The 22,531-nt window shown below is 66.3% G+C and carries 21 protein-coding genes and 1 pseudogene; 8 read left to right on the top strand and 14 right to left on the bottom strand.

Annotated features, from left to right (window positions below; genetic code table 11):
• Positions 1-51: 51 nt before the first annotated feature.
• Positions 52-231, top strand: a pseudogene (locus tag AC5Y4F_RS22810) (WS/DGAT domain-containing protein); the annotation flags it as partial.
• Here the strand turns inward: AC5Y4F_RS22810 and purQ are convergent.
• The 3 genes from purQ to AC5Y4F_RS22795 all read right to left on the bottom strand — a co-directional run bounded on the left by purQ (position 198) and on the right by AC5Y4F_RS22795 (position 1,904).
• On the bottom strand, positions 198-872 hold the full coding sequence (gene purQ / locus AC5Y4F_RS22805; protein WP_067929876.1) for a phosphoribosylformylglycinamidine synthase subunit PurQ: 675 nt from the start codon (positions 870-872) through the stop codon (positions 198-200). The pseudogene AC5Y4F_RS22810 and the gene purQ sit on opposite strands and share 34 nt — an antisense overlap.
• On the bottom strand, positions 869-1,108 hold the full coding sequence (gene purS / locus AC5Y4F_RS22800) for a phosphoribosylformylglycinamidine synthase subunit PurS (RefSeq protein WP_067929877.1): 240 nt from the start codon (positions 1,106-1,108) through the stop codon (positions 869-871). Before purS ends, purQ begins: the two co-directional genes overlap by 4 nt.
• A gap of 61 nt (positions 1,109-1,169) precedes the next feature.
• Positions 1,170-1,904: an ATPase gene (locus tag AC5Y4F_RS22795; RefSeq protein WP_499998855.1), complete on the bottom strand. Its 735-nt coding sequence runs from the start codon at positions 1,902-1,904 to the stop codon at positions 1,170-1,172.
• Here AC5Y4F_RS22795 and AC5Y4F_RS22790 point away from each other — a divergent pair.
• Positions 1,881-2,519: an MBL fold metallo-hydrolase gene (locus AC5Y4F_RS22790; RefSeq protein ID WP_067929878.1), complete on the top strand. Its 639-nt coding sequence runs from the start codon at positions 1,881-1,883 to the stop codon at positions 2,517-2,519. The genes AC5Y4F_RS22795 and AC5Y4F_RS22790 overlap by 24 nt on opposite strands.
• A gap of 100 nt (positions 2,520-2,619) precedes the next feature.
• Here AC5Y4F_RS22790 and AC5Y4F_RS22785 read toward each other — a convergent pair whose 3' ends face one another.
• Positions 2,620-4,287, bottom strand: a complete 1,668-nt coding sequence (locus AC5Y4F_RS22785; protein WP_067929879.1) for an FAD-binding dehydrogenase — start codon at positions 4,285-4,287, stop codon at positions 2,620-2,622.
• Positions 4,288-4,334: 47 nt separating this feature from the next.
• Positions 4,335-5,039 (bottom strand): DUF2334 domain-containing protein, encoded by a 705-nt coding sequence (locus tag AC5Y4F_RS22780; protein ID WP_067929880.1) that lies wholly within the window; start codon positions 5,037-5,039, stop codon positions 4,335-4,337.
• 152 nt (positions 5,040-5,191) lie between these two features.
• Between AC5Y4F_RS22780 and AC5Y4F_RS22775 the strand changes: the two genes are divergently transcribed.
• On the top strand, positions 5,192-6,811 hold the full coding sequence (locus AC5Y4F_RS22775) for a DHA2 family efflux MFS transporter permease subunit (protein ID WP_499998852.1): 1,620 nt from the start codon (positions 5,192-5,194) through the stop codon (positions 6,809-6,811).
• A gap of 36 nt (positions 6,812-6,847) precedes the next feature.
• On the opposite strand, the gene AC5Y4F_RS22770 is transcribed toward AC5Y4F_RS22775, so the two are convergent.
• A complete protein-coding gene (locus tag AC5Y4F_RS22770) occupies positions 6,848-8,971 on the bottom strand; it encodes a S9 family peptidase (RefSeq protein WP_499998850.1) in 2,124 nt (707 codons plus the stop codon).
• Positions 8,968-9,858 (bottom strand): phosphoribosylaminoimidazolesuccinocarboxamide synthase, encoded by an 891-nt coding sequence (locus tag AC5Y4F_RS22765; RefSeq protein WP_067929882.1) that lies wholly within the window; start codon positions 9,856-9,858, stop codon positions 8,968-8,970. Before AC5Y4F_RS22765 ends, AC5Y4F_RS22770 begins: the two co-directional genes overlap by 4 nt.
• A gap of 52 nt (positions 9,859-9,910) precedes the next feature.
• Between AC5Y4F_RS22765 and AC5Y4F_RS22760 the strand changes: the two genes are divergently transcribed.
• Positions 9,911-10,549 carry a hypothetical protein gene (locus tag AC5Y4F_RS22760; RefSeq protein ID WP_067929883.1) on the top strand — a complete coding sequence of 213 codons (639 nt, stop codon included), beginning with the start codon at positions 9,911-9,913 and terminating at the stop codon, positions 10,547-10,549.
• Here the strand turns inward: AC5Y4F_RS22760 and AC5Y4F_RS22755 are convergent.
• Genes AC5Y4F_RS22755 through purB form a run of 3 tightly spaced genes read right to left on the bottom strand, consistent with a single transcriptional unit; the run spans position 10,496 to position 14,198 of the window.
• Entirely contained in the window at positions 10,496-11,518 is a 1,023-nt protein-coding gene (locus tag AC5Y4F_RS22755; RefSeq protein WP_067929884.1) for a tellurite resistance/C4-dicarboxylate transporter family protein, read from the bottom strand. The two genes, AC5Y4F_RS22760 and AC5Y4F_RS22755, sit on opposite strands and share 54 nt — an antisense overlap.
• The gene (locus AC5Y4F_RS22750) at positions 11,515-12,783 is read right to left on the bottom strand and encodes a cytochrome P450 (protein ID WP_499998843.1); all 1,269 of its coding nucleotides are present in this window, start codon (positions 12,781-12,783) and stop codon (positions 11,515-11,517) included. The genes AC5Y4F_RS22755 and AC5Y4F_RS22750 overlap by 4 nt, the downstream gene beginning before the upstream one ends.
• A complete protein-coding gene (gene purB / locus AC5Y4F_RS22745; RefSeq protein WP_499998840.1) occupies positions 12,780-14,198 on the bottom strand; it encodes an adenylosuccinate lyase in 1,419 nt (472 codons plus the stop codon). The genes AC5Y4F_RS22750 and purB overlap by 4 nt, the downstream gene beginning before the upstream one ends.
• A gap of 129 nt (positions 14,199-14,327) precedes the next feature.
• On the opposite strand from purB, the gene AC5Y4F_RS22740 reads away from it, so the two are divergent.
• A complete protein-coding gene (locus tag AC5Y4F_RS22740; protein WP_499998838.1) occupies positions 14,328-15,074 on the top strand; it encodes a DUF429 domain-containing protein in 747 nt (248 codons plus the stop codon).
• 7 nt (positions 15,075-15,081) lie between these two features.
• Here the strand turns inward: AC5Y4F_RS22740 and AC5Y4F_RS22735 are convergent, their stop codons facing one another.
• A complete protein-coding gene (locus AC5Y4F_RS22735) occupies positions 15,082-15,699 on the bottom strand; it encodes a TetR/AcrR family transcriptional regulator (protein ID WP_067929886.1) in 618 nt (205 codons plus the stop codon).
• A 61-nt stretch (positions 15,700-15,760) separates the two neighbouring features.
• Between AC5Y4F_RS22735 and AC5Y4F_RS22730 the strand changes: the two genes are divergently transcribed.
• Together AC5Y4F_RS22730 and AC5Y4F_RS22725 are read left to right on the top strand one after the other, a co-directional pair.
• Positions 15,761-16,678 (top strand): alpha/beta hydrolase-fold protein, encoded by a 918-nt coding sequence (locus tag AC5Y4F_RS22730; protein ID WP_499998931.1) that lies wholly within the window; start codon positions 15,761-15,763, stop codon positions 16,676-16,678.
• Positions 16,679-16,764: 86 nt separating this feature from the next.
• Positions 16,765-18,348 carry a gamma-glutamyltransferase family protein gene (locus AC5Y4F_RS22725; RefSeq protein ID WP_499998836.1) on the top strand — a complete coding sequence of 528 codons (1,584 nt, stop codon included), beginning with the start codon at positions 16,765-16,767 and terminating at the stop codon, positions 18,346-18,348.
• Here the strand turns inward: AC5Y4F_RS22725 and purD are convergent.
• Positions 18,345-19,613, bottom strand: a complete 1,269-nt coding sequence (gene purD, locus AC5Y4F_RS22720; protein ID WP_499998834.1) for a phosphoribosylamine--glycine ligase — start codon at positions 19,611-19,613, stop codon at positions 18,345-18,347. The genes AC5Y4F_RS22725 and purD overlap by 4 nt on opposite strands.
• A gap of 50 nt (positions 19,614-19,663) precedes the next feature.
• Positions 19,664-20,071 (bottom strand): MarR family winged helix-turn-helix transcriptional regulator, encoded by a 408-nt coding sequence (locus tag AC5Y4F_RS22715; protein ID WP_499998833.1) that lies wholly within the window; start codon positions 20,069-20,071, stop codon positions 19,664-19,666.
• A 73-nt stretch (positions 20,072-20,144) separates the two neighbouring features.
• Between AC5Y4F_RS22715 and AC5Y4F_RS22710 the strand changes: the two genes are divergently transcribed.
• Positions 20,145-21,239, top strand: coding sequence for an aldo/keto reductase (locus tag AC5Y4F_RS22710; RefSeq protein ID WP_499998831.1), 1,095 nt, complete (start codon positions 20,145-20,147; stop codon positions 21,237-21,239).
• A gap of 8 nt (positions 21,240-21,247) precedes the next feature.
• Here AC5Y4F_RS22710 and AC5Y4F_RS22705 read toward each other — a convergent pair whose 3' ends face one another.
• Positions 21,248-22,456: a serine hydrolase domain-containing protein gene (locus AC5Y4F_RS22705; protein WP_499998829.1), complete on the bottom strand. Its 1,209-nt coding sequence runs from the start codon at positions 22,454-22,456 to the stop codon at positions 21,248-21,250.
• Positions 22,457-22,531 lie beyond the last annotated feature (75 nt).

Raw genomic sequence — 22,531 nt, 5'->3', positions numbered from 1 at the left:
CCTACAGCCAGACGCCCAACCTACACACGCACTGAAGGTGGCAGTCATCGACCGGTCAACATCACGGTGTGGAGTTACGTGGACCGGCTCGGCGTCGCGGTGCTCACCGACGACCGGACCTTCAACGACCCGCACGAGGCGACGGATGCCATTGCCGCGTCATTCGCCGAATTGCGCGATGCCGCAGGCATTTCCGCTCAGCCGGCCAGCACGCCGTCCAGCACCGAATAGAACAGGCCCAGGCCGTCATCGGAGGGTCCGGTCAGCGCCTCGATGGCGTGCTCGGGATGCGGCATCAAACCTACCACGCGGCCGTTGGCCGAACTGACCCCAGCGATGTCATGCAGCGAGCCGTTGGCGTTCTCGTGGTATCGGAACACCACCCGCCCCTCGCCCTCGAGTTCCTCGATCACGTCGGCAGGCGCTACGTAGCGTCCCTCTCCCGATTTCAGCGGGACCAACAGGTCGGCGTCGGGCTCGAAGCGCGACGTCCAGGCCGTCGAAGTCGACGCCACCCGCAGCCACACGTCGCGGCAGATAAAGTGCAGACCCACATTTCGGGTCAGTGCCCCCGGCAACAGTCCTGCCTCGCAGAGCACCTGAAATCCGTTGCAAATGCCCAACACCGGCATGCCCCGCCGCGCGGCCGCCACCACCTCGGTCATCACCGGGGCGAACCGGGCGATCGCACCGGCCCGCAGATAGTCGCCGTAGGAGAACCCGCCGGGCACCACCACGGCATCCACGTTCTTCAGATCGGCGTCTGCATGCCACAGATTGACGGCCTCGGCACCGACCCGCCGCGCCGCGCGTGCAGCGTCCACGTCGTCGAGCGTGCCGGGAAACGTGATGATCCCAATGCGTGCCGTCACTGCTTCTCCCGGCTGATCGTCCAGTCTTCGATCACGGTGTTCGCCAACAGCGATTCCGCGATCTCGGCGAGCGCCGAATCGTCGACACTGTCGTCCACTTCGAGCTCAAATCGCTTGCCCTGCCGCACATCTGAGATTCCCGGATGTCCGAGGCGACCCAGTGCGCCTACAATCGCTTGACCTTGCGGATCGAGAATCTCCGCTTTGGGCATCACGCTTACGATCACCCGGGCCACCGGCGCTCCTCCTCAGTTGGCGTTCCGGCGTCACTCTACCGGCGAAAGCGCAGCTCGGGGGTCACGGGCACGAGGCAATGTAGGCCTCGCACAGGGGTGCGCCCATGCCATTGAGCACCGGATCGTCGGCCATCGACGGCCAGGCCACCTGCGGCGGCGCCGTGGACCAGAGCGTGACCTCGCTGATCGTGCTGCTGGCCGGGTGGGCGAACAGGTAGGTGTGCATCACCACCGGGCCGCTGATCACGGCGGCCATCCGGTTCGCTTCGTCGCTGGTCAGCGACGGTGACTCCTGCGGTGCGCGCTGTTGGCAGGCCCGCAGGGCGGCGACGGCACTGCTGAAGGCCGTGGTCGCGATGGCCCCACCTCGGGCGGTGTCACCCCGCCAGTGCAAGACCTGGGCCTGCAGTTGCCACTGTCCGTCGGGATGCTGAACCGTCGCGCGAGCCGAGACGGCCGAGTCTCGAGGATCCCGGGGTATCGCCGGCGCCGCGCACAACTCCTCGAACCGGAACCGGGGGCCGGGCGCCAAACCGGTCGTCTGCGCGGCCTGGTCGGCGAGCGCTGGCCAGTGGTACACGGCGTCAAGTGGCACGGCATGCTGATCGATCCACGCGGTGTTCGGGATCCGATCGCACACGCTCGGGCAAGTCTCCGGGTCTGCGTGTGCAGGGATGGCGACGATCAGAGCAACGGCAAAAGTGCCGGCGACCAGCATCGTGGCCAGGATCACGCGCATCGGCAGCTTGTCCATCAAGGCACAATCGTAGATATGCAACTGACGCATTTCGGCCATTCGTGCCTACTTGCCGAGTTCGACCACACCCGCGTGCTCTTTGACCCCGGCACCTTCGCGCACGGTTTCGAGGGAATCACCGGCTTGACCGCCATCTTGATCACCCATCAGCACCCCGACCATGTCGACGCCAACCGGCTGCCGGCCTTGCTCGACGGCAACCCGGATGCCGCGCTGTATGCGGATCCGCAAACCACCGCGCAACTGGGCGCGCCCTGCCGCGAGGTCCGTGTCGGCGACGAGCTGCACATCGGTGAACTGACCGTTCGCGCCGTCGGCGGCAAACACGCGGTCATCCACCCGGAAATCCCTGTGATAGAGAACATCTCGTTTTTGGTCGGCGATGCCGACCACCGCGCCCGGTTGATGCACCCCGGTGACGCGCTGTTTGTGCCCGACGAGCCGGTGGACGTCTTGGCCACCCCGGCGGCCGCGCCCTGGATGAAGGTGTCCGAGGCGGTCGATTACCTGCGTGCGGTGGCTCCGGAGCGCGCCGTTCCCATTCACCAGGGGATCATCGCCCCGGACGCGCGGGGGATCTATTACGGCCGGCTCACCGAGATGACCAGCACCGACTTCCAGGTGCTGCCCGAAGAAGACGCCGTCACGTTCTAGCGCGGGGTAGCTCGGCCGTCGAGTGTGGGCCCCATGGACGAGTTGCGACGGGTAAACATACCTGTCCCCTACAGTTGGCGCCGGCTCGCCCCGTATCCGGCTACGTGATGTCGTCGGCGGCGCCGCGCCCGGCGGCGCGGCCCGAGAAGATGCAGCCACCCAGAAACGTGCCCTCCAAAGCGCGGTAGCCGTGCACGCCGCCGCCACCGAACCCGGCCACCTCGCCGGCGGCATACAGGCCGGTCAGCGGCGTGCCGTCGGACTTCAACACCCGCGAGGCGAGGTCGGTCTCGATGCCGCCCAACGTTTTTCTGGTCAGGATGTGCAGCTTGACCGCGATCATCGGTCCCGCCTTCGGATCGGTCAGCCGGTGCGGCGCCACCACCCGGCCCAGCCGATCGCCCAGATAGCTTCGCGCGGCATGGATCGCCGTGATCTGCCCGTCCTTGCTGAACTTGTTCGCCACCTCGCGATCCCGGGCGGTGACCTCGGCCTCCACCGTGGCGTAGTCCAGTGGCTGCACATCGGGCAGCTTGTTCATCGCGCTCACCAAGTCGCGCAACGAGTTTGCGCTGACGAAGTCCACACCCCGATCGACAAACGCCTGAACCGGTCCCGGCGGCCCGGAACGAGCCCGGTTTCGCAGCAGTTCGCGGATGCTCTGTCCGGTCAGGTCCGGATTCTGTTCCTGCCCGGAGAGCGCGAACTCCTTCTCAATGATCTTGGCGTTCAACACAAACCAGGTGTAGTCGAACCCTGATTTGGTGATGTACTCCAACGTGCCCAGCGTATCGAAACCGGGGTAGAGCGGGACCGGCAACCGCTTGCCACTCGCATCCAGCCACAGCGACGACGGACCCGGAATGATCCGGATCCCGTGCAGCGGCCAGATCGGGTCGTAGTTGGTGATGCCCTCGGTGTAGTGCCACATCCGGTCGGGATTGATAACCCGCGCGCCGGCCTGCTGCGCGATGGCGATCATCCGGCCGTCGACATGGGCGGGCACCCCGCTCAGGAGTTGCTCGGGGACGCGACCCATGCGTTTGGGCCAGTTCTTTCGCACCAGTTCGTGATTGGCACCGATGCCGCCACTGGTCACGATCACCGCGTCGGCACGGAATTCGAACTGCCCTACCGGTTTCCGCGATGACGCGACTCCCCTCGGCGTGGCCGTGGGCTCCAGCACCGTGCCCCGCACGCCGACCACCGCTTCGCCCTCGACGATCAACTCATCGACTTGGTGGCGGTGCGCAAAGCGCACCGATGAGCGGTCGCGCAGTTGACGAGCGAAAACCTCGACCAGCGCGGGTCCGGTGCCCCAGGTGATGTGGAAGCGGGGAACCGAATTGCCATGCCCCTGTGCGTCATACCCCCCGCGCTCGGCCCAGCCCACCAACGGGAAAAGCTTGAGTCCCCGCGTCCGCAGCCAACTGCGCTTCTCCCCGGCAGCGAAATCGACGTAGGCGTGTGCCCATTGGCGTGGCCAGTAGTCCTCGGGACGATCGAAGGCCGCGGTACCCAGCCAGTCCTGCAGCGCGAGTTCATGGCTGTCGCGGATACCAAGCCGACGTTGCTCGGGGCTGTCGACGAAGAACAGGCCGCCGAACGACCAAAACGCCTGCCCGCCCAGGTTGGCGCTGTTCTCCTGATCGACGATGAGCACCCGCAAGCCGCGGTCGACCAGTTCGCAGGCGGCGACCAAGCCGGCCAGGCCCGCCCCGACGACGATGGCATCAGCGTCGAAGCCGGCTACCGAAGAATCGCTCATGTCGGACCAGGGTAATGCCCCGACGACCAGGTAAGACAGTCGCTTGGTCAGGCGGCGTGAAGCGCCGCTCTGGCCGGCTGCCAGCGGTACACGGTGGGCGTGCAGCCGTGCATCAACGCCAAGTCGACCGCGTCCACCATGGCCTGCAGCGGCCCGGGTTTGCGGAGGTGGCGTGCCGCGACCGCAACCCGCACGACGCCGCCGCGCCGGGCGATCCGCTCGGCGGACAGCACCATCATCCGGCACCACCACGGTTCGGTGAGGAAGCCCTCGCCGATGCCGAGCACGCGGGCGCGGACGGTGGTGTGGCGCACCAGATCGGTGATCCCATGCAGATCGGCCAGCAAGCGGAATCCGTTGTCCGGCAATGCTTTGACAACACCGGGCGACACCACCCAGCCGGGCGCCGCGAACAGGCGGGTCCGCAGCCCGAGGTGCTCGAGCACCCGGTCGGCGGCCATCAGTCGCAGGTTGGCCTCGTGCGCCCGCAGGATCGCGAATTCGCCGCGGCGCTTCTTGGTGGCCGCGTCGTCATAGCCGTGCAGCACAATGGCGTCGCCGCCGGCGCGGCGGTTGGTCAGCCAGTCGACGGTTCCCGGGTCCTGGTCGAGCCGGTAGTCACCGGACAGCCGCGGAGCCACGAGTAACGACACCGGTACGTCGCGGGCCTCCATCTGCGCGCAGAACGCCTCCACGTCGGGCAGGGTGCGCTCCCCAATCCCCGAGACCGAGACGATCAATTTTCCAGACACACCAGCAGTTTGCCGATCCCAGGTGTCGCAACGGTGAAGGACACGCAGACAGCAGGCGTATATGCACCCGCGCGCACACTAAGGTTTCGGCGCCCGCCGGGCCCGCGCCGACCACAACCGCCGCGCATCAGGGCCAACGCGATCAGTTCGATATGCTAACCAACGCCATGGATGAGGCCTCGTACGCGGCGGCCGGAACGCCGCCGCCCCACGCGCCGGCGGGGCAGCCGGGCGTCGAGGAACGGGAATATCCCGACAAGCTCGATGCCGCGCTGTTGCGGATCTCGGGTGTGTGCATCTTGGCCACGGTGATGGCGATCCTCGACGTCACGGTCGTCAGCGTCGCGCAACGGACCTTCATCGACCAATTCGCGTCCTCGCAGGCCGTCGTCGCCTGGACGATGACGGGCTACACGCTCGCGTTGGCAACCGTGATCCCGATAACCGGCTGGGCGGCCGACCGGTTCGGCACCAAACGGCTCTTCATGGGCTCCGTGGTGGCCTTCGTACTGGGCTCGCTGCTATGCGCGATTGCGGCAAACATCGTGCAGCTCATCGCCTTTCGTGTGGTGCAGGGCATCGGCGGTGGTATGTTGCTGCCGTTGGGTTTCATGATCATGACTCGCGAAGCGGGCCCGGGCCGGCTCGGGCGCCTGATGTCGATACTGAGCATCCCGATGCTGCTCGCCCCGATCGCGGGACCCATCCTGGGCGGTTGGCTGATCGACACCTCGAGCTGGCGGTGGATCTTCCTGATCAATGTGCCGATCGGGTTTCTCACCATCGCCCTGGCCGCCGTCATCTTCCCGCGGGATCACCCGGCGCGGTCGGAGACCTTCGACGCCGTCGGTGTGCTGCTGCTCTCGCCGGGACTGGCGACGTTTTTGTTCGCGGTGTCCTCCATCCCGGGCCGCGGTACCGTGGCAGATCGCCACGTGGTGATACCGGCGATGATTGGGCTGGCATTGATCGCGGGTTTTGTCACGCACGCGTGGCGTTACGCCGATCATCCCCTGATTGACCTGCGGCTATTCCGCAATCCCGTGCTCACGCACGCCAACGTGACGATGCTGGTCTTCGCCGGCGCATTCTTCGGCGCCGGCCTGCTGCTGCCGAGCTATTTCCAGCAGGTGGCCCACCAAACGCCGATGCAGGCGGGAGTGCACATGATCCCTCAGGGGCTGGGCGCCATGCTGACCATGCGGCTGACCGGACCGCTGGTGGACAGGCAGGGGCCGGGAAAGATCGTGCTGGTCGGGATCGCCTTGATCACCACCGGTCTCGGCGCCTTCGCCTTCGGGACGGCCACCCAGGCGCACTATCTACCCACGCTGCTGGTCGGGCTGGCGATCATGGGCCTGGGCCTGGGCTGCACGATGATGCCGCTGTCGGTCGCCTCGGTGCAGGCACTGGCGCCCCATCAGATCGCCCGGGGAACGACGCTGATGAGCGTCAGTCACCAAGTGGGTGGCTCGATCGGGACCGCGCTGATGTCGATGATCCTGACAAACCAGTTCAATCGGAGCCCTGACATCCTCGCGGCTAACAAGCTCGCCGCACTGCGTCAGAGGGCGGCCGTCGACGGGGTGCCGGTCGACCAGTCCGCGATACCCGCGCAGTCGCTCGCCCCCGGGTTTTCGAGCAATGTGCTACACGACCTTTCGCACGCCTACACCGCGGTGTTCGTGATCGCCGTCGTCCTGGTGGTGTGCACCCTCATTCCGGCGTGGTTCCTGCCGAAGAAGCCGGCAAGCGAAACGGCCGGGGAATAGCGCAGCTCCCCCGGTCCGTGGCCCGCATCGAGTGGCCTACGTCGACGGCTGGACCCCGGCGGCGGCCAACACCCAGGCGTATTGGAACGCGGTTTCCTCCCAGCCCTTGTAGCGACCGCTGACGCCGCCGTGCCCAGCGTTCATCTGGGTCTTCAACAGGACCGGATTACCGTCGCCGTTGGCGTGGCGCAGCGCCGCGACCCACTTGGCCGGCTCCACGTAGTAAACCCGCGTATCGTTCAGCGACGTCATCGCCAGAATCGCCGGATATCGCTTGGCCTCGACATTCTCATACGGTGAATAAGACTTCATGTAGGAGTAAACCTCCTTGTCCGCCAACGGGTTTCCCCATTCATCCCACTCGGTGACCGTCAGCGGCAACGAGGGATCCAGGATAGTGGTCAGCGGGTCGACGAACGGGACCAGCGCGAGAATGCCGGCGAAAAGCTCCGGCGCCAGATTGGCCACCGCTCCCATCAACAAACCGCCGGCGCTACCCCCCAGTGCCACAAGCTGATGCGCCCGGGTGACGCCAGCATCCACCAAATGCCGTGCGACCGCTACGAAGTCAGTGAAGGTGTTTTTCTTCTCCAAGAGCTTGCCGTGCTCGTACCACAGCCGGCCCATCTCGCCGCCGCCACGCACGTGGGCGATGGCGAACACCATGCCGCGGTCCAGCAGCGACAGCCGAGCAATGGAGAAGCTCGGATCGGTGCACAGCTCATAAGCGCCGTAACCGTATAGCAAAGCGGGAGATGGGAATTGGATGTCGGCGCGGTGCACGATGGACACCGGGATGCGGGTGTCGTCGTCGGCAACCGCCCAGTCACGCCGTTCTACGTAGTCGTCGGTTCGGTAATCGCCGAGTACGGGTTGCTCGCGCAGCAAGGTGCGTTCACCGGTGGCGAGGTCGATGTCGTAGACCCGTGCCGGGGTGACGAGTGATCCCACCCTGATCCGCAGCTTGGGTGCCGCCCAGTTGGGGTTGCCGGCCATTCCGGCGGTCATCAGCTCGGAATCAAACGAAATCTCTTCGGGCTCTGCGTATGTGCCATCTGCGTTGATGGGCCACAGCTGCATCCGGGGCAGTGCCTCGCGCCGATAGCTGACGACCAGGAGGCCGGCGAAAGCATCCACCCCATCGAGCCGGACATCGTCGCGGTGCGGGATGAGGGTGCGCTGCTGTGCCGGATCACTGACTGGCGCCTCGGTGAGGGTGAAGTTGACCGCACCGTCGTTGTGCAGGATCAAGAACCGGTCCTGCCCTCCGATGACGGCATGCTCGACCGAATACTCGACGCCCTCGCGGCGCGGCAGCACGACGGTGAACTCGGCCTGCGGATCGGCGGCGTCGGCGTAGCGATATTCGGAGGTGATCGAGGATCCCGAGGCGATGAAGACGTAGGCCTCGCTGCGGGTGAGCCCCACGCCAAGCCAATACTTTTCGTCCGTTTCGTGATACACCAGCTCCGAGTCCGCACCGGAGCCCACCCGATACCGCCACACCTTGTCGGGACGGTGAGCGTCATCCAGGGTCGAGTAATACACGGTGCGGTTGTCGGCGGCCCACGTCGCGCCGGCCCCGATGTCGGCGATCTCGTCGGGGAACAGCTGGCCGGTGCGTAAGTCCTTGAACCGCAACGTGTAACGCTCATCACCGAGGGTGTCTACCGAGTACGCCAGCAGGTTGCCATCCAGACTCACCGTTGCGGCACCCAGGGAGAAGAACTCGTGGCCCTCGGCTTCGGCATTGGAATCGAGCAGGATCTGCTCGCCCGGGATCTCGGTGTCCTCGTCCAGGATCGGCGGATCCCAGTCGTCAGATCCGCTTATCGGACAACGGCATTGGACGCGATACTGCTTGCCCTCGTAGGTGCGCGCGTAGTACCACCAGTCGCCCTGCCGGGTCGGTACCGACAGATCCGTCTCTTTGGTGCGCGCCTTGATCTCGCCGAAAATCTGCTGCCGCAGCGGTTCGAGGTGGGCGGTCAGCTGATCGACGTAGGCGTTTTCGGCCTCGAGGTGGGCAATGACTTCCGGGTTGGTCTTTTCGCGCAGCCACTCATACGGGTCGATGAAGACGTCGCCGTGATGCTCACGCTGACTGTTTACTCGCTTGGCGACAGGGGGTACCGTCCCCTCCAGGTGCGCTTCGGTCATGCGCTGGGGCCGATCCAGTCTGCGAAGCTCAAGCTGGAAATGCGTTCGTAGGCTTCGATGTACCGATCCCGGGTGGCGTCGATGATGTGTTCGGGCAGTGGCGGCGGGGGTTGTGAGCCGTGACGGTCCCAACCCGAGTCGGGGCCGGTCAGCCAGTTGCGGACGAACTGTTTGTCGAAGCTCTTCTGGACGACGCCGACCTGGTACTCGTCGGCCGGCCAGTACCGCGACGAATCGGGCGTGAAGATCTCGTCGGCCAGCAGCAGGTTGCCTTCACGGTCGGTGCCGAACTCGAACTTGGTGTCGGCGATGATGATTCCCTTTCGGAGAGCGTGATCGGCGGCCTGAATATAGGTCTGTATCGTGCGGTCGCGCAGCTGGTTGGCGGGCACGGCACCGACCATCTCGATCACCCGCGCGAAGGGTATGTTTTCGTCGTGGTCGCCCAGTGCGGCTTTGGTCGCGGGGGTGAACAGTGGTTCGGCGAACCTGCTGGCTTCGACCAGTCCCGGGGGCAGCGCGATGCCGCAGACCGTTCCGGTCGCCTGGTAATCCAGCAATCCCGATCCGGTCAGGTAGCCGCGCGCCACGCATTCCACGGGAAGCATTTCCAGCCGGCGCACCACCAGCGCGCGGCCCAGGACCTCGTCGGGGATGCGCGGATCATCAGGCGGGCCGGCCAGATGGTTGGGTGCATCGACGAGTCCGAAGAAGAAGACGCTCATCGCGGTGAGGATGCGGCCCTTGTCCGGGATGGTGCTGTCCAGGACGAAGTCATACGCCGAGATCCGGTCGGTGGCGACGAGCAGCAGGTGATCGTCATCGACGCGATACAGCTCGCGGACCTTGCCGCTGGCCAGATGCTGGTAGTCGGACAGTGCAGGCATCCGGTCAGCCTATCGGGCACCCTTAGATAGCCTTTGTGCTGGGATCGGGGCTATGACACCGCGGTTTCTGCCCTATTCCACCAGGCCCGGCCGGTTGGCTGTCCAGCTGTTCAGCGACTTCGTCGTCGTCGTGTGGACGGCGCTCTGGCTGCTCGTCGGCCTGGCCGTCTACGACGCCATCGCTACCATCGCCGACGCCGGCCGCCAGGTCGAGAGCGGCGCGAACGGGATCGCCGGCGACCTCGCGTCCGCCGGGCACGGCGCCCAGCACATTCCGGTGGTGGGTGACACGGTCAGCAAGCCGCTCAACTCCGCCAGCCACGCCGCGCTGGACATCGCCGGCGCAGGCCATGATCTGGACAGCGCGGCGAGCTGGCTCGCGGTGCTGCTCGCCATGGCCGTCGTGGCGGTCCCAATCCTCATCGCGGTGCTCCCGTGGTTGTTTCTGCGGCTGCGCTTCTTTCGGCGCAAGTTGGCCGTGACCGCACTGGCCGCAACACCGGCCGGTGCGCAATTGCTTGCGCTGCGCGCGTTGACCAACCGTCCGCCGCGGAAGTTGATCGCCGTGAGCGCGGATCCGGTCGGCGGTTGGCGGCGCGAGGATCCGGCCACCATCGGGGCGCTCGCCGCGCTCGAACTACGGTCGGCCGGAATCGCGATCCGCGGGAGTCAGCAGCACCCGCCGAGATAAAAGCAGCAGCCCCGCGACCACCAAAGTGAGCCACGCGGCCAGCCCATCCCAGAAAAACACCAGCGAAACGGTGAACAGCGAGGGCTGATTGATCTCGCGTGCCATGGCAAAACTTGCCGCGGAGTACATGCCCAACGGAAAGACAAAGGCCCACCACACACCGGCGAAACGCAGCACGTTGGGATACCGCCTGATGCGGTGCAGCGCGAAATAAATCAGCGGCGGTATCCACAACGTGGCCGCCACCCAGGTCACGATGGTGACCGCACGGACCGGCCCGGCCAGCCAGGCGGGAGCCACGGCGTCGATGTTGTCGCCGGCCAGCGTCGCAATCGCCATGCCCCCCATCAGGATCCAGGTATCGGGTTCGAAGCCGTCGCGGTCCTGCCGTTCGTTCACCACACGCCACATGGTCAGCCACGTCATCAGGCCGTAGATGCCCAGCGCCGCCACCCATCCGGTCACGGCCACCGCGAGCCACCAGTGATGACCGGTGTGACGAGCCGCCCGGGCGATGACGATCGCCAGACCTGAGGTTCCGACGCTGCCCAGTTGCCAGGCCCCGTGTGCGCGGTCACGCAGGTCTGTCCACCGCTGCGCCAACATGTTTCGCGCGCTGAACAGGATCAGTATCAGCCAGGACGCCAGGCCGACCCCGCCCAGTATCCGCGCCACCCAGACGTTGGACGACAGACGGGTGTCGATCACCGCACAGGCCGCCACGAAAGTGATCAGTCGCAGGGTGACGTCGGGATCGGTCAGGTCCCAGCACAACTTCTGGCCGGGGATGGCGGCCTTCGCGACGACCAGCGCAACCAGAAAAAGCAACCCGACGGTGGCGATGACACCCATCGTGTCGCTGATCAACCGGTAACCGTGATTGCGCGCGCCGATCGACAAGATCCCCGTCGCCATCACCGCGGCGAACACATCGGGCGAGGGCTCGACATCAGCGAACCGGATCGTCACGGTTGTCCGCGGAGCTCCACGACGAGGTGCCGGATGCCGGTGTGCCGATTGCTGCGGGTCCATTCGACCGGCCGGACGACTTGCACCCCGCCGAACCGAGACAGCAGCTCTTCGAACAACACCCGCAGCTCCAGCCGGGCCAGATTGGCACCCAGGCAGTAGTGCACTCCCTGGCCGAATCCCAGGTGTGGGTTCGGCTTTCGGGAAAAATCGAATTGGTCGGCGTTCGCGAACACGCCGGCATCGCGATTCGCCGAGCCTTCCCAGATCTGTATCTTCTGGCCGGCCTGGATCGACTGCCCGCCCAGCGTCACGTCGCGCGTGGCGGTGCGGCGTTTGGAGGGCGATGGCGATGTCCACCGCACCATCTCCTCGACGGCCGTGGGCAGCGCGTCGAGATCGGCGCGCAGCGACCGCAATTGGTCCGGATGGTGGGCCAACGCCAGCAGGCCACCCCCGACCGCGTTGCGCGTGGTCTCCGCGCCGGCGCTGAACAACAAGCTGAAGAACAGGTACAGCTCGAGGTCGGACAGGGCCGATCCGGCGCCGCCGTCGGAGTCATCCAGCATCGCGTTCGCCACGACCGACAGCATGTCGTCGGTCGGGTTCTCGCGCTTGGACGCGATCAGCTGCTGGCCGTACTCATACATCCGCGATCCGGCCGCTGCGTCCCGTTCGGTGACCGACAGCTGCGATAGTGCGGCCTTGCGCGAGCCGCCGAAATCGAATTGCGGCTCGATGGCCTCGAACAGCCAATGTCGTTCGGATTCAGGGACTCCCAGCAGGATGCAGATCATCTGCATCGGCAATTCGGCGGCGATGTCCACCAGGAAGTCGAACGGCTCGCCCGGCACCACCGCGTCCAGCAGCCGCCGTGCCCTGGTCCGCAGGTCGTCTTCGACCAGCCGAATCATCCGCGGTGTCAGCCCCGAGCTGACCAGCCGCCGAATCTGCGAATGCCGCGGATCGTCCATCATGTTGAGCACCTGGCCCGCGATTGCCAGGTCCTGCAACAGCGTGCCGCCGTACGGCCGCGTGCCACCGGTGACCGATGAATACGTCACCGGATCTTTCAGCACCTCAAGCGTTTCCGCGTAGGTGGCCACCGACCAGAAGCCTTCGCCGTCCGGGGTGTTGTCGGTCGGTGCGTGCCAGTACACCGGCGCCTCACGGCGATGGATCGCGAACAGATCGTGCGGGAATCCGTTCGCAAAGTTGTCCAGATCGGTGAAGTCGATCTGGGCGAGCGCGTCGGCCAGCGTCACAGGATCGCGCCCGGGGCGTACTTGGCCGCGTCCGGATAGCGGCTTACCAGCGCGTCCACCTGCGCCGCTACCTCGTCCACCTGGTCACCTGCGGCGCCGGTGAACGCCTTCTTGTCTTCCAGCGCGGCATCCAGCGCGGCCCGGTCCAGCGGCAGCCGCTCGTCGGCGGCCAGGCGCTCGAGCAGGTCGGGCTCGGCTCCGCGTTCGCGCATGGCCAGCGCGGTGGCGACCGCGTGTTCGCGGATCACGTGATGTGCGGTCTCGCGCCCCACGCCGGCGCGCACCGCGGCGATCAACACCTTGGTGGTGGCCAAAAACGGCAGGTAGCGATCCAGCTCGCGACCGATCACCGCCGGATAGGCGCCGAATTCGTCGAGCACCGTCAAAAACGTCTCGATCTGGCCGTCGATCGCAAAGAAGCTGTCCGGCAACGCCACTCGTCGCACCACCGAGCAGAACACGTCGCCCTCGTTCCACTGCGCACCCGCCAGCTCGGCGGCCATCGAGGCGTAGCCACGCAGCACCACCTGCAGCCCGTTGACGCGTTCGCAGCTGCGTGTGTTCATCTTGTGCGGCATCGCCGAGGAGCCGACCTGCCCGGGCGCGAATCCCTCGGTGACCAGTTCGTGCCCGGCCATCAGCCGGATGGTGTGAGCCATCGACGACGGCCCCGCACCCAGCTGCACCAGCGCCGAGAGCACGTCGTGGTCCAGCGAGCGCGGATACACCTGCCCGATGCTGGTCAATACCGTTGCGAAGCCCAAGAACTCGGCTACGCGACGTTCGAGCTCGGCCAGCTTGGCCGCGTCCCCTCCGAGCAAATCGAGCATGTCCTGCGAGGTGCCCATCGGGCCCTTGATGCCGCGCAGCGGGTAGCGGTCGATCAATTCGCGCAGCCTGGTCAAGGCGATCAGTGTTTCCTGGGCCGCCGAGGCGAACCTCTTGCCCAACGTGGTGGCCTGCGCGGCGACGTTGTGGCTGCGTCCGGCCATCACCAGGTCGCGGTAGGCCACGGCCCGCTCCGCCAGCCTGGCGGCGACCGCCACGCCGTGGGCGAAGACCAACTCGAGCGAACGCCGAATCTGCAGTTGCTCCACATTCTCGGTCAGATCGCGACTGGTCATGCCCTTGTGCACGTGCTCGTGACCGGCCAGCGCATTGAACTCCTCGATGCGGGCCTTGACGTCGTGGCGCAGCACCCGCTCGCGGTCCGCGATCGACGCCAGGTCGACGTCCTCGATCACCCGCTCGTAGTCGGCGATGGCTTCGGCAGGTACCGAAACGCCCAGTTCCGCCTGCGCGCGCAGCACCGCCAGCCACAGTCGCCGCTCGGCGATCACCTTGGCCTCCGGCGACCAGATCGCGACCATCTCGGCACTGGCGTACCGGTTGGCCAGCACATTCGGAATGCTCACTTGGTCCTCACGAACACACAGCTTACGGTCGCGCTGGTAGCGGCGGTCCGGCACCGCGAGAGTGCGATCGGCGACGTATCGCCCGAGCGAAGCGGTGGGTGGTTGCACTTTCGCGGCACAATGTGGCGGGTGTACTTCGTCGGCGTCGACCTCGCGTGGGCGGGCCGCAACCCGACCGGCGTCGCCGTCGTAGACTCCGGCGGCGATCTGGTGAGCGTGTGTGCGGTCCGCGACGACGAAGAGATCCTCTCCGCGCTGCACCCCTACGTACGCGGCGATTGCCTTATTGCCTTCGATGCGCCGCTCGTGGTGAACAACCCGACTGGCCAGCGTCCCGCCGAGACCGCGCTCAACCGCGATTTCCGCAGGTACGAGGCCGGTGCCCATCCCTGCAACACGAGAAAACCCGAATTCGCCGACGGCCCCCGCGCGGGCCGGTTGGCCGTGGCACTGGGTCTGGATCTCGATCCGCGCTCGCCGGCCGCCCGGCGCGCCATCGAGGTCTATCCGCATGCGGCGACCGTCGCGCTTTTCCGCCTGGAGCGCACACTGAAGTACAAGGCAAGGCCCGGCCGCACCGTCGACCGGCTCAAATCCGAGCTATTGCTGCTGATGGACGGCGTCGAGCGGCTGGCTCATGCTCCCGCCCCGCTTCGCGTCGACGGGCATGAGGGATGGGTCGCGCTGCGCCGGGCCGTGACGGCCGCGCAGCGCAAAAGCGAGCTGCGCCGCGCGGAGGATCCGATCGACGCCGTCGTGTGCGCCTACGTGGCACTGTATGCGCAGCGCAAACCGAGGGATGTGACGATCTACGGCGACCTCGACACCGGGTACATCGTGACGCCGTCGCTGCCGGCAAGTCCGGTCCGCGCGTAGGGGTGGCTCAGATCTGCACGGGCCGCTGATCGATGGGCGCGAGCACCTCGATGAGGTCGACCACCGCACCCTGCGCCGCCGCGCGCGGATCGCGCCCCTCCACCAGGGCCGACACCACAGAACCGTCGACTGCGCAGATCAGCGTGCACACCAGTTCGATGTGCACCGAGCGGCCGGAGCGCTCGATGGCCTCGGCCACCGCCTCGGCTCGCTGGCGAAGGCTGCGCCGCATGGTCTCGCGCAGGGCGGGCAGGCGGATGCAGGCGACGTGCCGCTCATAGCGCGAGATCAGCTGTTCGGTAAGGCCCGGACCGGACACGTCACCCACGAGCAGATCGGCCAACACCTCCGCGATGGTCTCCGGCCCCCGGCGCCGCCGCGACAATGTGCTGACCCGCGACCGCAACTGCGCCACCTCGATCATGGCGATGTGTTCGACGGCGCGCGCGATCAGATCATCGAGCGAGGAGAAGTAATAAGTGGTCGATGCCAACGGCAATCCGGCCCGCCGCGCGACCGCCCGGTGTCGCACCGCTTCGAACCCGCCCTCGGCCAGCAGCTCGGCGGCGGCGCTCACGAGCGCATACCGCCGACGTTCTCCTTTTGGAGTAACCGCTGCAGTCACGAGTAGCCATCGTGCCAGCCAAAGTGGTACTGCATTGCCATTTCGGCCAAACGGCCAGGGCATAATGGCCCGCATGCCCGACTTGACCCGACGCGCCCTGCTCGGCCTCGGCGCCAGCGCGGCCATGGGGGCGGTGGGTGCCTACGGGTTCGACATCCTGTTAAGGCCCCGCACATCTCACGCCATGCCGGTAGCGACGGCCGGCACCCAGGTGCCGTTGGCACCGGCGCCGAACCCACCTCGCGATCCGGCTCCCCCGGCGGCGCCCGCACCGACCATGGTGACCGGTTCCTTCGTCTCAGCCGCGCGTGGCGGGGCGAACACGAATTGGGCGATCGCACGTCCGCCGGGTCAGACGAGGCCGCTGCGGCCCGTGATCGCGCTGCACGGCAAGGGCAGTGACGCCTCCACCGTGATGGCGGGCGGGGTCGAACACGGTCTGGCACAGGCCGTCGATGCCGGACTACCGCCGTTCGCGGTCGTTGCCGTCGACGGCGGTGGCGGGTATTGGCACAAGCGGTCTTCCGGTGAGGACAGCGGCGCCATGGTGCTCGACGAGCTCATCCCAATGCTGGGCAACCATAATCTGGACACCTCGCGGGTGGCGTTCTTGGGGTGGTCGATGGGCGGCTACGGCGCGTTGCTGCTGGGCGGCCGGTTTGGACCGGCGCGTACCGCGGCGATCTGCGCAGTCAGCCCGGCGCTGTGGCTGTCTTCGGGTGCCGCCGCACCGGGAGCCTTCGACGGCCCGGACGACTTCGCGGCGAACTCGGTGTTCGGCATGCCCGCCCTGGCCTCCATCCCCATCCGGATCGACTGCGGCGACGGCGATCCGTTCTACGCCGCGACAAAGCAGTTCATTGCGCAACTGCCCAATCCGCCGGCCGGCGGGTTCTCGCCCGGCGGACACGACGGGGCATTCTGGAGTTCGCAGTTGCCTGCCGAGCTGACCTGGATGGCACCGCTGCTGGCGGCGTAACGCTCAGACCGCGGGCTGGGCACTGCCCCGCAAACGGCGCGCCGCGATAGCACGCCGAGAGTCGCAGTGGCGTTACGCTCGCGAAGGTGACCACACCTTTCGACTGGACCTTCCCGTACGCCTGGCCACGCAAGCCCATCCTGGCGGAAAACGTTGTGTGCACATCGCAACCGCTTGCGGCTCAGGCTGGCCTGCGGATGCTCGCGCAGGGCGGCAGTGCGGTGGATGCGGCCATCGCCACGGCCGTCGCCCTGACGATCGTGGAGCCGGTATCCAATGGGATCGGTTCGGACGCGTTCGCCATCGTGTGGGATGGCAAGAAGCTGCACGGACTGAACGCCTCGGGTCGTTCGCCCGCGGCGTGGACGCCGCAATACTTCGGCGGCAAGGGTGTTCCGATTTTTGGTTGGAATGCGGTGACCGTGCCCGGCGCGGTGTCTGCGTGGACCGAACTCCATACGAAGTTCGGCAAGCTCCCGTTCCAGCGGCTCTTCGAACCCGCAATAGACTACGGCCGCAACGGCTTTCTGGTCTCCCCGACGGTTGCCGAGCAATGGGCGGCGCAGCAGCCGGTATTTGAGAACCACCCCGGTTTCGCCCAGGCGTTTCTGCCGGGCGGACGAGCGCCGAAACCCGGTGAGCGATTCAGCTTGCCCGATCATGCCACCACGCTCGAAGCGATCGCCACGACCAACGGCGAGGCGTTCTACCGCGGGGAACTGGCCACCAAACTCGAGGCGCACGCGCTGGACAACGACGGCGCCATGCGGGCCAGCGACCTGGCGGCTCACCGTGCCGACTGGGTCGGCACGGTCGACGGCGACTACCGCGGGTACACGGTGCACGAGATCCCACCCAACGGGCAGGGAATCGTCGCGCTGATCGCCCTGGGTATCCTGGAGCATTTCGACATGGGTTCGCTGCCAGCGGATTCCGCCGACAGCGTGCACCTGCAGATCGAAGCGGTGAAGCTGGCGTTCGCCGACGCGCAGGCCTACGTCGCCGACATCGAGCACATGCCACTGGGGCCGGAACGGCTGTTGGACAAGGAATATCTGAGGCAGCGCGCGGCGCTGATCGAGCGCGGTCGAGCCAAGCCCGCATCCGCCGGAGCGCCGGTGGGTGGAACCGTCTATCTGACCGCGGCCGACGCCGCCGGAATGATGGTGTCGATGATCCAGTCGAACTACATGGGGTTCGGTTCGGGCGTGGTGGTGCCACGCACCGGAATATCGCTGCAGAATCGGGGTGCGAATTTCGTTGCGACCCCCGGCCATCCGAACACCGTGGGCCCGAACAAGCGTCCTTACCACACCATCATCCCGGGGTTTGTGACCAAAGGCGGCGCCCCGGTCATGAGTTTCGGGGTGATGGGCGGAATGATGCAGCCCCAGGGTCATGTGCAAGTGCTGGTGCGCATCGCCGACCACGGGCAGAACCCGCAGGCGGCATGCGATGCCCCGAGGTTCCGCTGGGTGGAGGGTATGCAGGTCAGCTGCGAAACGGGTTTCCGGGGTGCGACGCTGGACGAGTTGCGCCGGCGCGGACACGATTTGGTTGCCGTCGACGACTACAACCAATTCGGCAGCTGTCAGGCGATCTGGCGTCTCGAGGGCGGCTACTTGGCGGCCAGCGATCCGCGTCGGGACGGTCAGGCCGCCGCGTTTTAGACGTGGATCTTCCCGCCGGCCGCCAGTAGGGCGATGTCGCTGCGGAAATGGCTGCCCGGCAGTCGAATTGAACGCACGACCTCGTAGGCTTTGGCCCGCGCGGTCGTCAGGTCGGCGCCCATGCCCACCACCGACAGCACCCGCCCGCCCGACGAGACGATCTCGCCATCGTCGCGCCGCGCCGTTCCGGCGTGCAGCACCCCGTCGGCTTCCGAGCCGACGATGACGTCACCCACCCGGGGGCGTCCGGGGTAGCTCTCCGCCGCCACCACCACCGTCACGGCGGCACCGCCGTGCCAGCGCAGCTCACCGAAGTCCGCCAATGTGCCACTGCCCGCGGCATACAACAGCTGCCCGAGCGGCGATTCCAGCAGCGCCAGCACGGCCTGTGTCTCAGGATCGCCGAAACGACAATTGAATTCAACGACCGCAGGTCCGTTCGCCGTGATGGCGAGTCCGGCATACAGCAGGCCGCAAAACGGGCTGCCGCGCGCAACCATCTCGGCCGCAACGGGTTCGACGATGTTGCTGACCACATCGCGATACATCTCATCGGGAAGCCACGGAACCGGCGCGTAGGCACCCATACCACCGGTGTTGGGCCCGCTGTCGCCGTCACCGACACGCTTGAAATCCTGCGCCGGCAGCAAGGGGACCACGGTTGCGCCGTCGACCACGCAGAACAGTGATACCTCGGGGCCGTCCAGGTAGGACTCCAGCAGTACCGGGTGTCCAGCCTCGAGGAGCCCGGCGGCGTGCGCGCGTGCGACACCGCGATCCGCGGTCACCACCACGCCCTTCCCCGCCGCCAGGCGGTCGTCCTTCACCACCCAGGCGGCATCCCCCACCGGGGGGCCGAACCGGTTTAGCGCCGCATCCAAATGCGCGGGGGTATCGACGATTTCAGTGGTCGCGGTGCGCACCCCCGCTGCGGCCATCACCTCTTTGGCGAATGCCTTTGAGCCTTCGATGCGAGCGGCGTCCTTGCTGGGGCCGAAGCAGACGATGCCGGCGGCTCGCACCGCGTCGGCCACCCCGAGGACAAGCGGCACTTCGGGACCGATGACCACGAGGTCGGCGCGGACCTCGCGAGCCAGGGCAACGACGTCTTCGGCCGAGGTGACATCGACCTCATGCTGGTCGGCGAGCCGGGCCGTTCCGGCGTTGCCCGGAGCGATGGCGAGCCCCGTGACCTGGGGGTCTTTGCGAAGCGCCAAGAGCAACGCATGCTCACGGGCACCGGAGCCGATCACCAGGACGCGCACGACACGTCAGACTAGCCCGGTCAAATGTCTCACGCCCACACTCCCCGGATTCAGAGGATTTTTTCGAGCAGCGTCTTGAGGTCGTTGCGCTGCGAGGCGGTGAGGCGGCCGAGGCGCTTGTCGAACTCGTCGGAGAGCACGGTCAGGCCTTTTTTCGCGGCCTGACGCCCGGCCGGGGTGCGTAGCAGCCGATGGCGACGCAAATCGGACGGGTCGATCTCGCGACGCACGAACCCGGCGGCCTCGAGCCGCTTCAGGTAGAGGGTCACCGTCGCCTTGGGCATGCTCAATGTCGCGGCCAGTTCAGCCGGATAGGAATGCTCGTCGATCTCTGCGAGCACAAACAGCTCCTTGGACTCGAGGCCCAGCGCGCGGATGTCGGCCTCGGCGCCCGAGATGACCGAGAGCAGCACCCGGTAGTTCAGTGACCAGATCTTGGCCGCATCGACTGCAGTCATCGACTTGCCATATTGTTCAGCTGTGAACTAGTTTAGTAATGAACAACCCCATGGTCGAACAATCTACCAGGAAGTGGGCCCCATGCCGCTGGATCAATATGTGACACTCGGGCGATCCGGTTTGCGCGTCAGCCCCCTGTGTCTGGGCGCGATGACGTTCGGCGAAGACCTCGGCTGGGGCACCAGTGTGGAAGAGTCCCACCAGATCATCGATCGATACTTCGAGCTCGGCGGCAACTTCATCGACACCGCCAACTTCTACACCCGAAGCCACTCCGAAAAGATCATCGGCGACCACATCGGTCGCCACCCCGCCCGTCGCGATCGGGTGGCGATCGCGACCAAATTCAGCGGCAACCTGTATCCCGGTGATCCCAACGGCGGCGGCTCGGGCCGCAAGTCGCTGATCAACGCGTGCGAAAACTCGTTGCGGCGCTTGCAAACCGACTACATCGACCTGTACTGGCTGCACATCTGGGATGCGAACACCCCCATCGAGGAGACCATGGCGGCACTCGAGGACCTCGTTCGCGCCGGCAAGGTGCGTTACATCGGCGTTTCGGACACCCCGGCGTGGAAGATCGCCCAGGCCAACCTCATCGCCCTTTTCCGCGGCTGGTCGGCGTTCGTCGGATTGCAGGTCGAATACTCGTTGCTCGAGCGCGCCATCGAACAGGAACTCGTGCCGATGGCGTCCGAATTCGGTCTGGGTATCACGCCGTGGTCGCCGTTGAAGGGCGGCGTCCTCAGCGGAAAGTACACCCGCGCCAACGCCGGCCAGCACAACGCCGACCGCGGCGCCATGGTCGACTCCTTTCTCAACGAGAAGACCTACGCCGTCATCGACGAACTCGAGGCCATTGCGAAGGCGCACCAGACGAACGTCGCCAGCGTGGCACTGGCCTGGGTGCGCGCGCAGCGGGCCGTCTCATCGGTCATCATCGGGGCGCGCCGGCTCTCCCAGCTCGAGGACAACGTCCGAGCCGCCGACGTGAATCTCGGCGCCGAGGACCTGGCGCGGCTCGATGCGCTGACCAAACCGAGGTTCGGGTTCCCGCACAACATGCTGCAACTTGCCCCCGGCATCATCAACGGTGGAACGACGATCAACGGCGTCACCGCGCCGATCTCGGAGTATGTGATGCCCGAAGGCGTTCAGCCGTATTGATAGCTTCCTCAGCCGAGGCTTTGATAGATCAGCCGCGCGTATTTGCGGGTTCGATCGGTCCCGGATGGGGTGACCTGTCCCATCTTGTTCATCACATAAGCGAAGGTGGTGTGGCAGTACGGATTCATGACCACCATGGAGCCGCCCCATCCGCCCCAGAAGCAGACCTTCTCGTCCGGGATGTCCGGCACTGCCTCGGGTTGAGGTAACGCGAAGCCGATGCCCCATCGTGCGGGCATTGCCAGCACCAGGTCGGTGCCGTTGGCTTGCTCCTGGAAGATCAGGTCTATCGTGTCGGGGCTCAGCAGCCTTGCCCCATTGGCACTGCCACCCAAGGAGATCGGCGACAAAGCACGGACGAGCGAGCGCGCGTGCCCGTGACCGTTGCCCGAACCGATATCTGCGCGCCGCCATGCGGACGTCTCAGCCGCCAGCGCCATTTCCGAAGTCGGCGGCGTTGCGGCGAACGTCTTGTACATCGGATGGTCGTGAGGCACCGTGCCCAGCGGCACATCCAGCGGCGGGGGTGGCACGAGCTCGGCGATGCGGGCATCGTCTTTCGGCCCGGCACCGATCTGGAAGTCGGCTTCCAGCGGTTCGGCGATCTCCTGTCGCACAAACTCTTTCAGTGATTTGCCGGTGATCCGACGCACGACCTCCCCAATGAGGTGGCCGCTGGTCAACGCGTGATAGCCCGACGCGGTGCCGGGTTCCCACCACGGCGCCTGGGCCGCGAGTTGGGACGTGGACTTCTCCCAGTCGTAGATGTCCTCCAGCGTGAACGGCATCTCCCAGCCGGACACCCCCGAGGTGTGGCTGAGCACGTGGCGTACCTCCACATGGTCCTTACCGTTGGCGGCGAACTCGGGCCAGTACTTGGCAACGGGGGCGAACGGGTCGAGCAGGCCACGGTCGATCAGGATCAATGCCGCGAGCGCGGTCACGTTCTTGGTGCTGGAGAAGACGTTGACTATGGTGTCTTTTGACCATTCCCGGGTTTTCGCCCGATCGGCATGCCCGCCCCAGATGTCGACGACCAGCTCGCCGCCGACATCGACAGCGATGGCGGCGCCTAGCTCACCACCCGTGGTGACCTCGTCAGCCAGCGCGGCGACGAGATCCTCGAAGCGGCTGTCGTAGTGCCCGTGCAGGACACCCGTCGTGAAGTGGGCGTCGATCGAAGCGCGGTTGCCGGCAAGACCGGTTCTGGTGTTCATGTGTGACCTCCTAAACGTCCGACCAGCTCACTATGGGACAGATGAAGACGAAGAACATTCGCCAAAAGGCCTAGA

Source organism: Mycobacterium sp. NGS56 (assembly GCF_059812425.1).
Note: the sequence above shows the minus strand (reverse complement) of the source record. Positions and strands in the feature narration are given on the sequence as shown.

What these genes read in the sequence shown, in the direction of transcription:
- AC5Y4F_RS22790 (WP_067929878.1), top strand. Translation starts at nt 1,881, where the DNA reads ATGCAACTGACGCATTTCGGCCATTCGTGCCTACTTGCCGAGTTCGAC.
- AC5Y4F_RS22795 (WP_499998855.1), bottom strand. Translation starts at nt 1,904, where the DNA reads ATGGCCGAAATGCGTCAGTTGCATATCTACGATTGTGCCTTGATGGAC.
- AC5Y4F_RS22785 (WP_067929879.1), bottom strand. Translation starts at nt 4,287, where the DNA reads ATGAGCGATTCTTCGGTAGCCGGCTTCGACGCTGATGCCATCGTCGTC.
- AC5Y4F_RS22775 (WP_499998852.1), top strand. Translation starts at nt 5,192, where the DNA reads ATGCTAACCAACGCCATGGATGAGGCCTCGTACGCGGCGGCCGGAACG.
- AC5Y4F_RS22770 (WP_499998850.1), bottom strand. Translation starts at nt 8,971, where the DNA reads ATGACCGAAGCGCACCTGGAGGGGACGGTACCCCCTGTCGCCAAGCGA.
- AC5Y4F_RS22765 (WP_067929882.1), bottom strand. Translation starts at nt 9,858, where the DNA reads ATGCCTGCACTGTCCGACTACCAGCATCTGGCCAGCGGCAAGGTCCGC.
- AC5Y4F_RS22760 (WP_067929883.1), top strand. Translation starts at nt 9,911, where the DNA reads ATGACACCGCGGTTTCTGCCCTATTCCACCAGGCCCGGCCGGTTGGCT.
- AC5Y4F_RS22715 (WP_499998833.1), bottom strand. Translation starts at nt 20,071, where the DNA reads ATGACTGCAGTCGATGCGGCCAAGATCTGGTCACTGAACTACCGGGTG.
- AC5Y4F_RS22705 (WP_499998829.1), bottom strand. Translation starts at nt 22,456, where the DNA reads ATGAACACCAGAACCGGTCTTGCCGGCAACCGCGCTTCGATCGACGCC.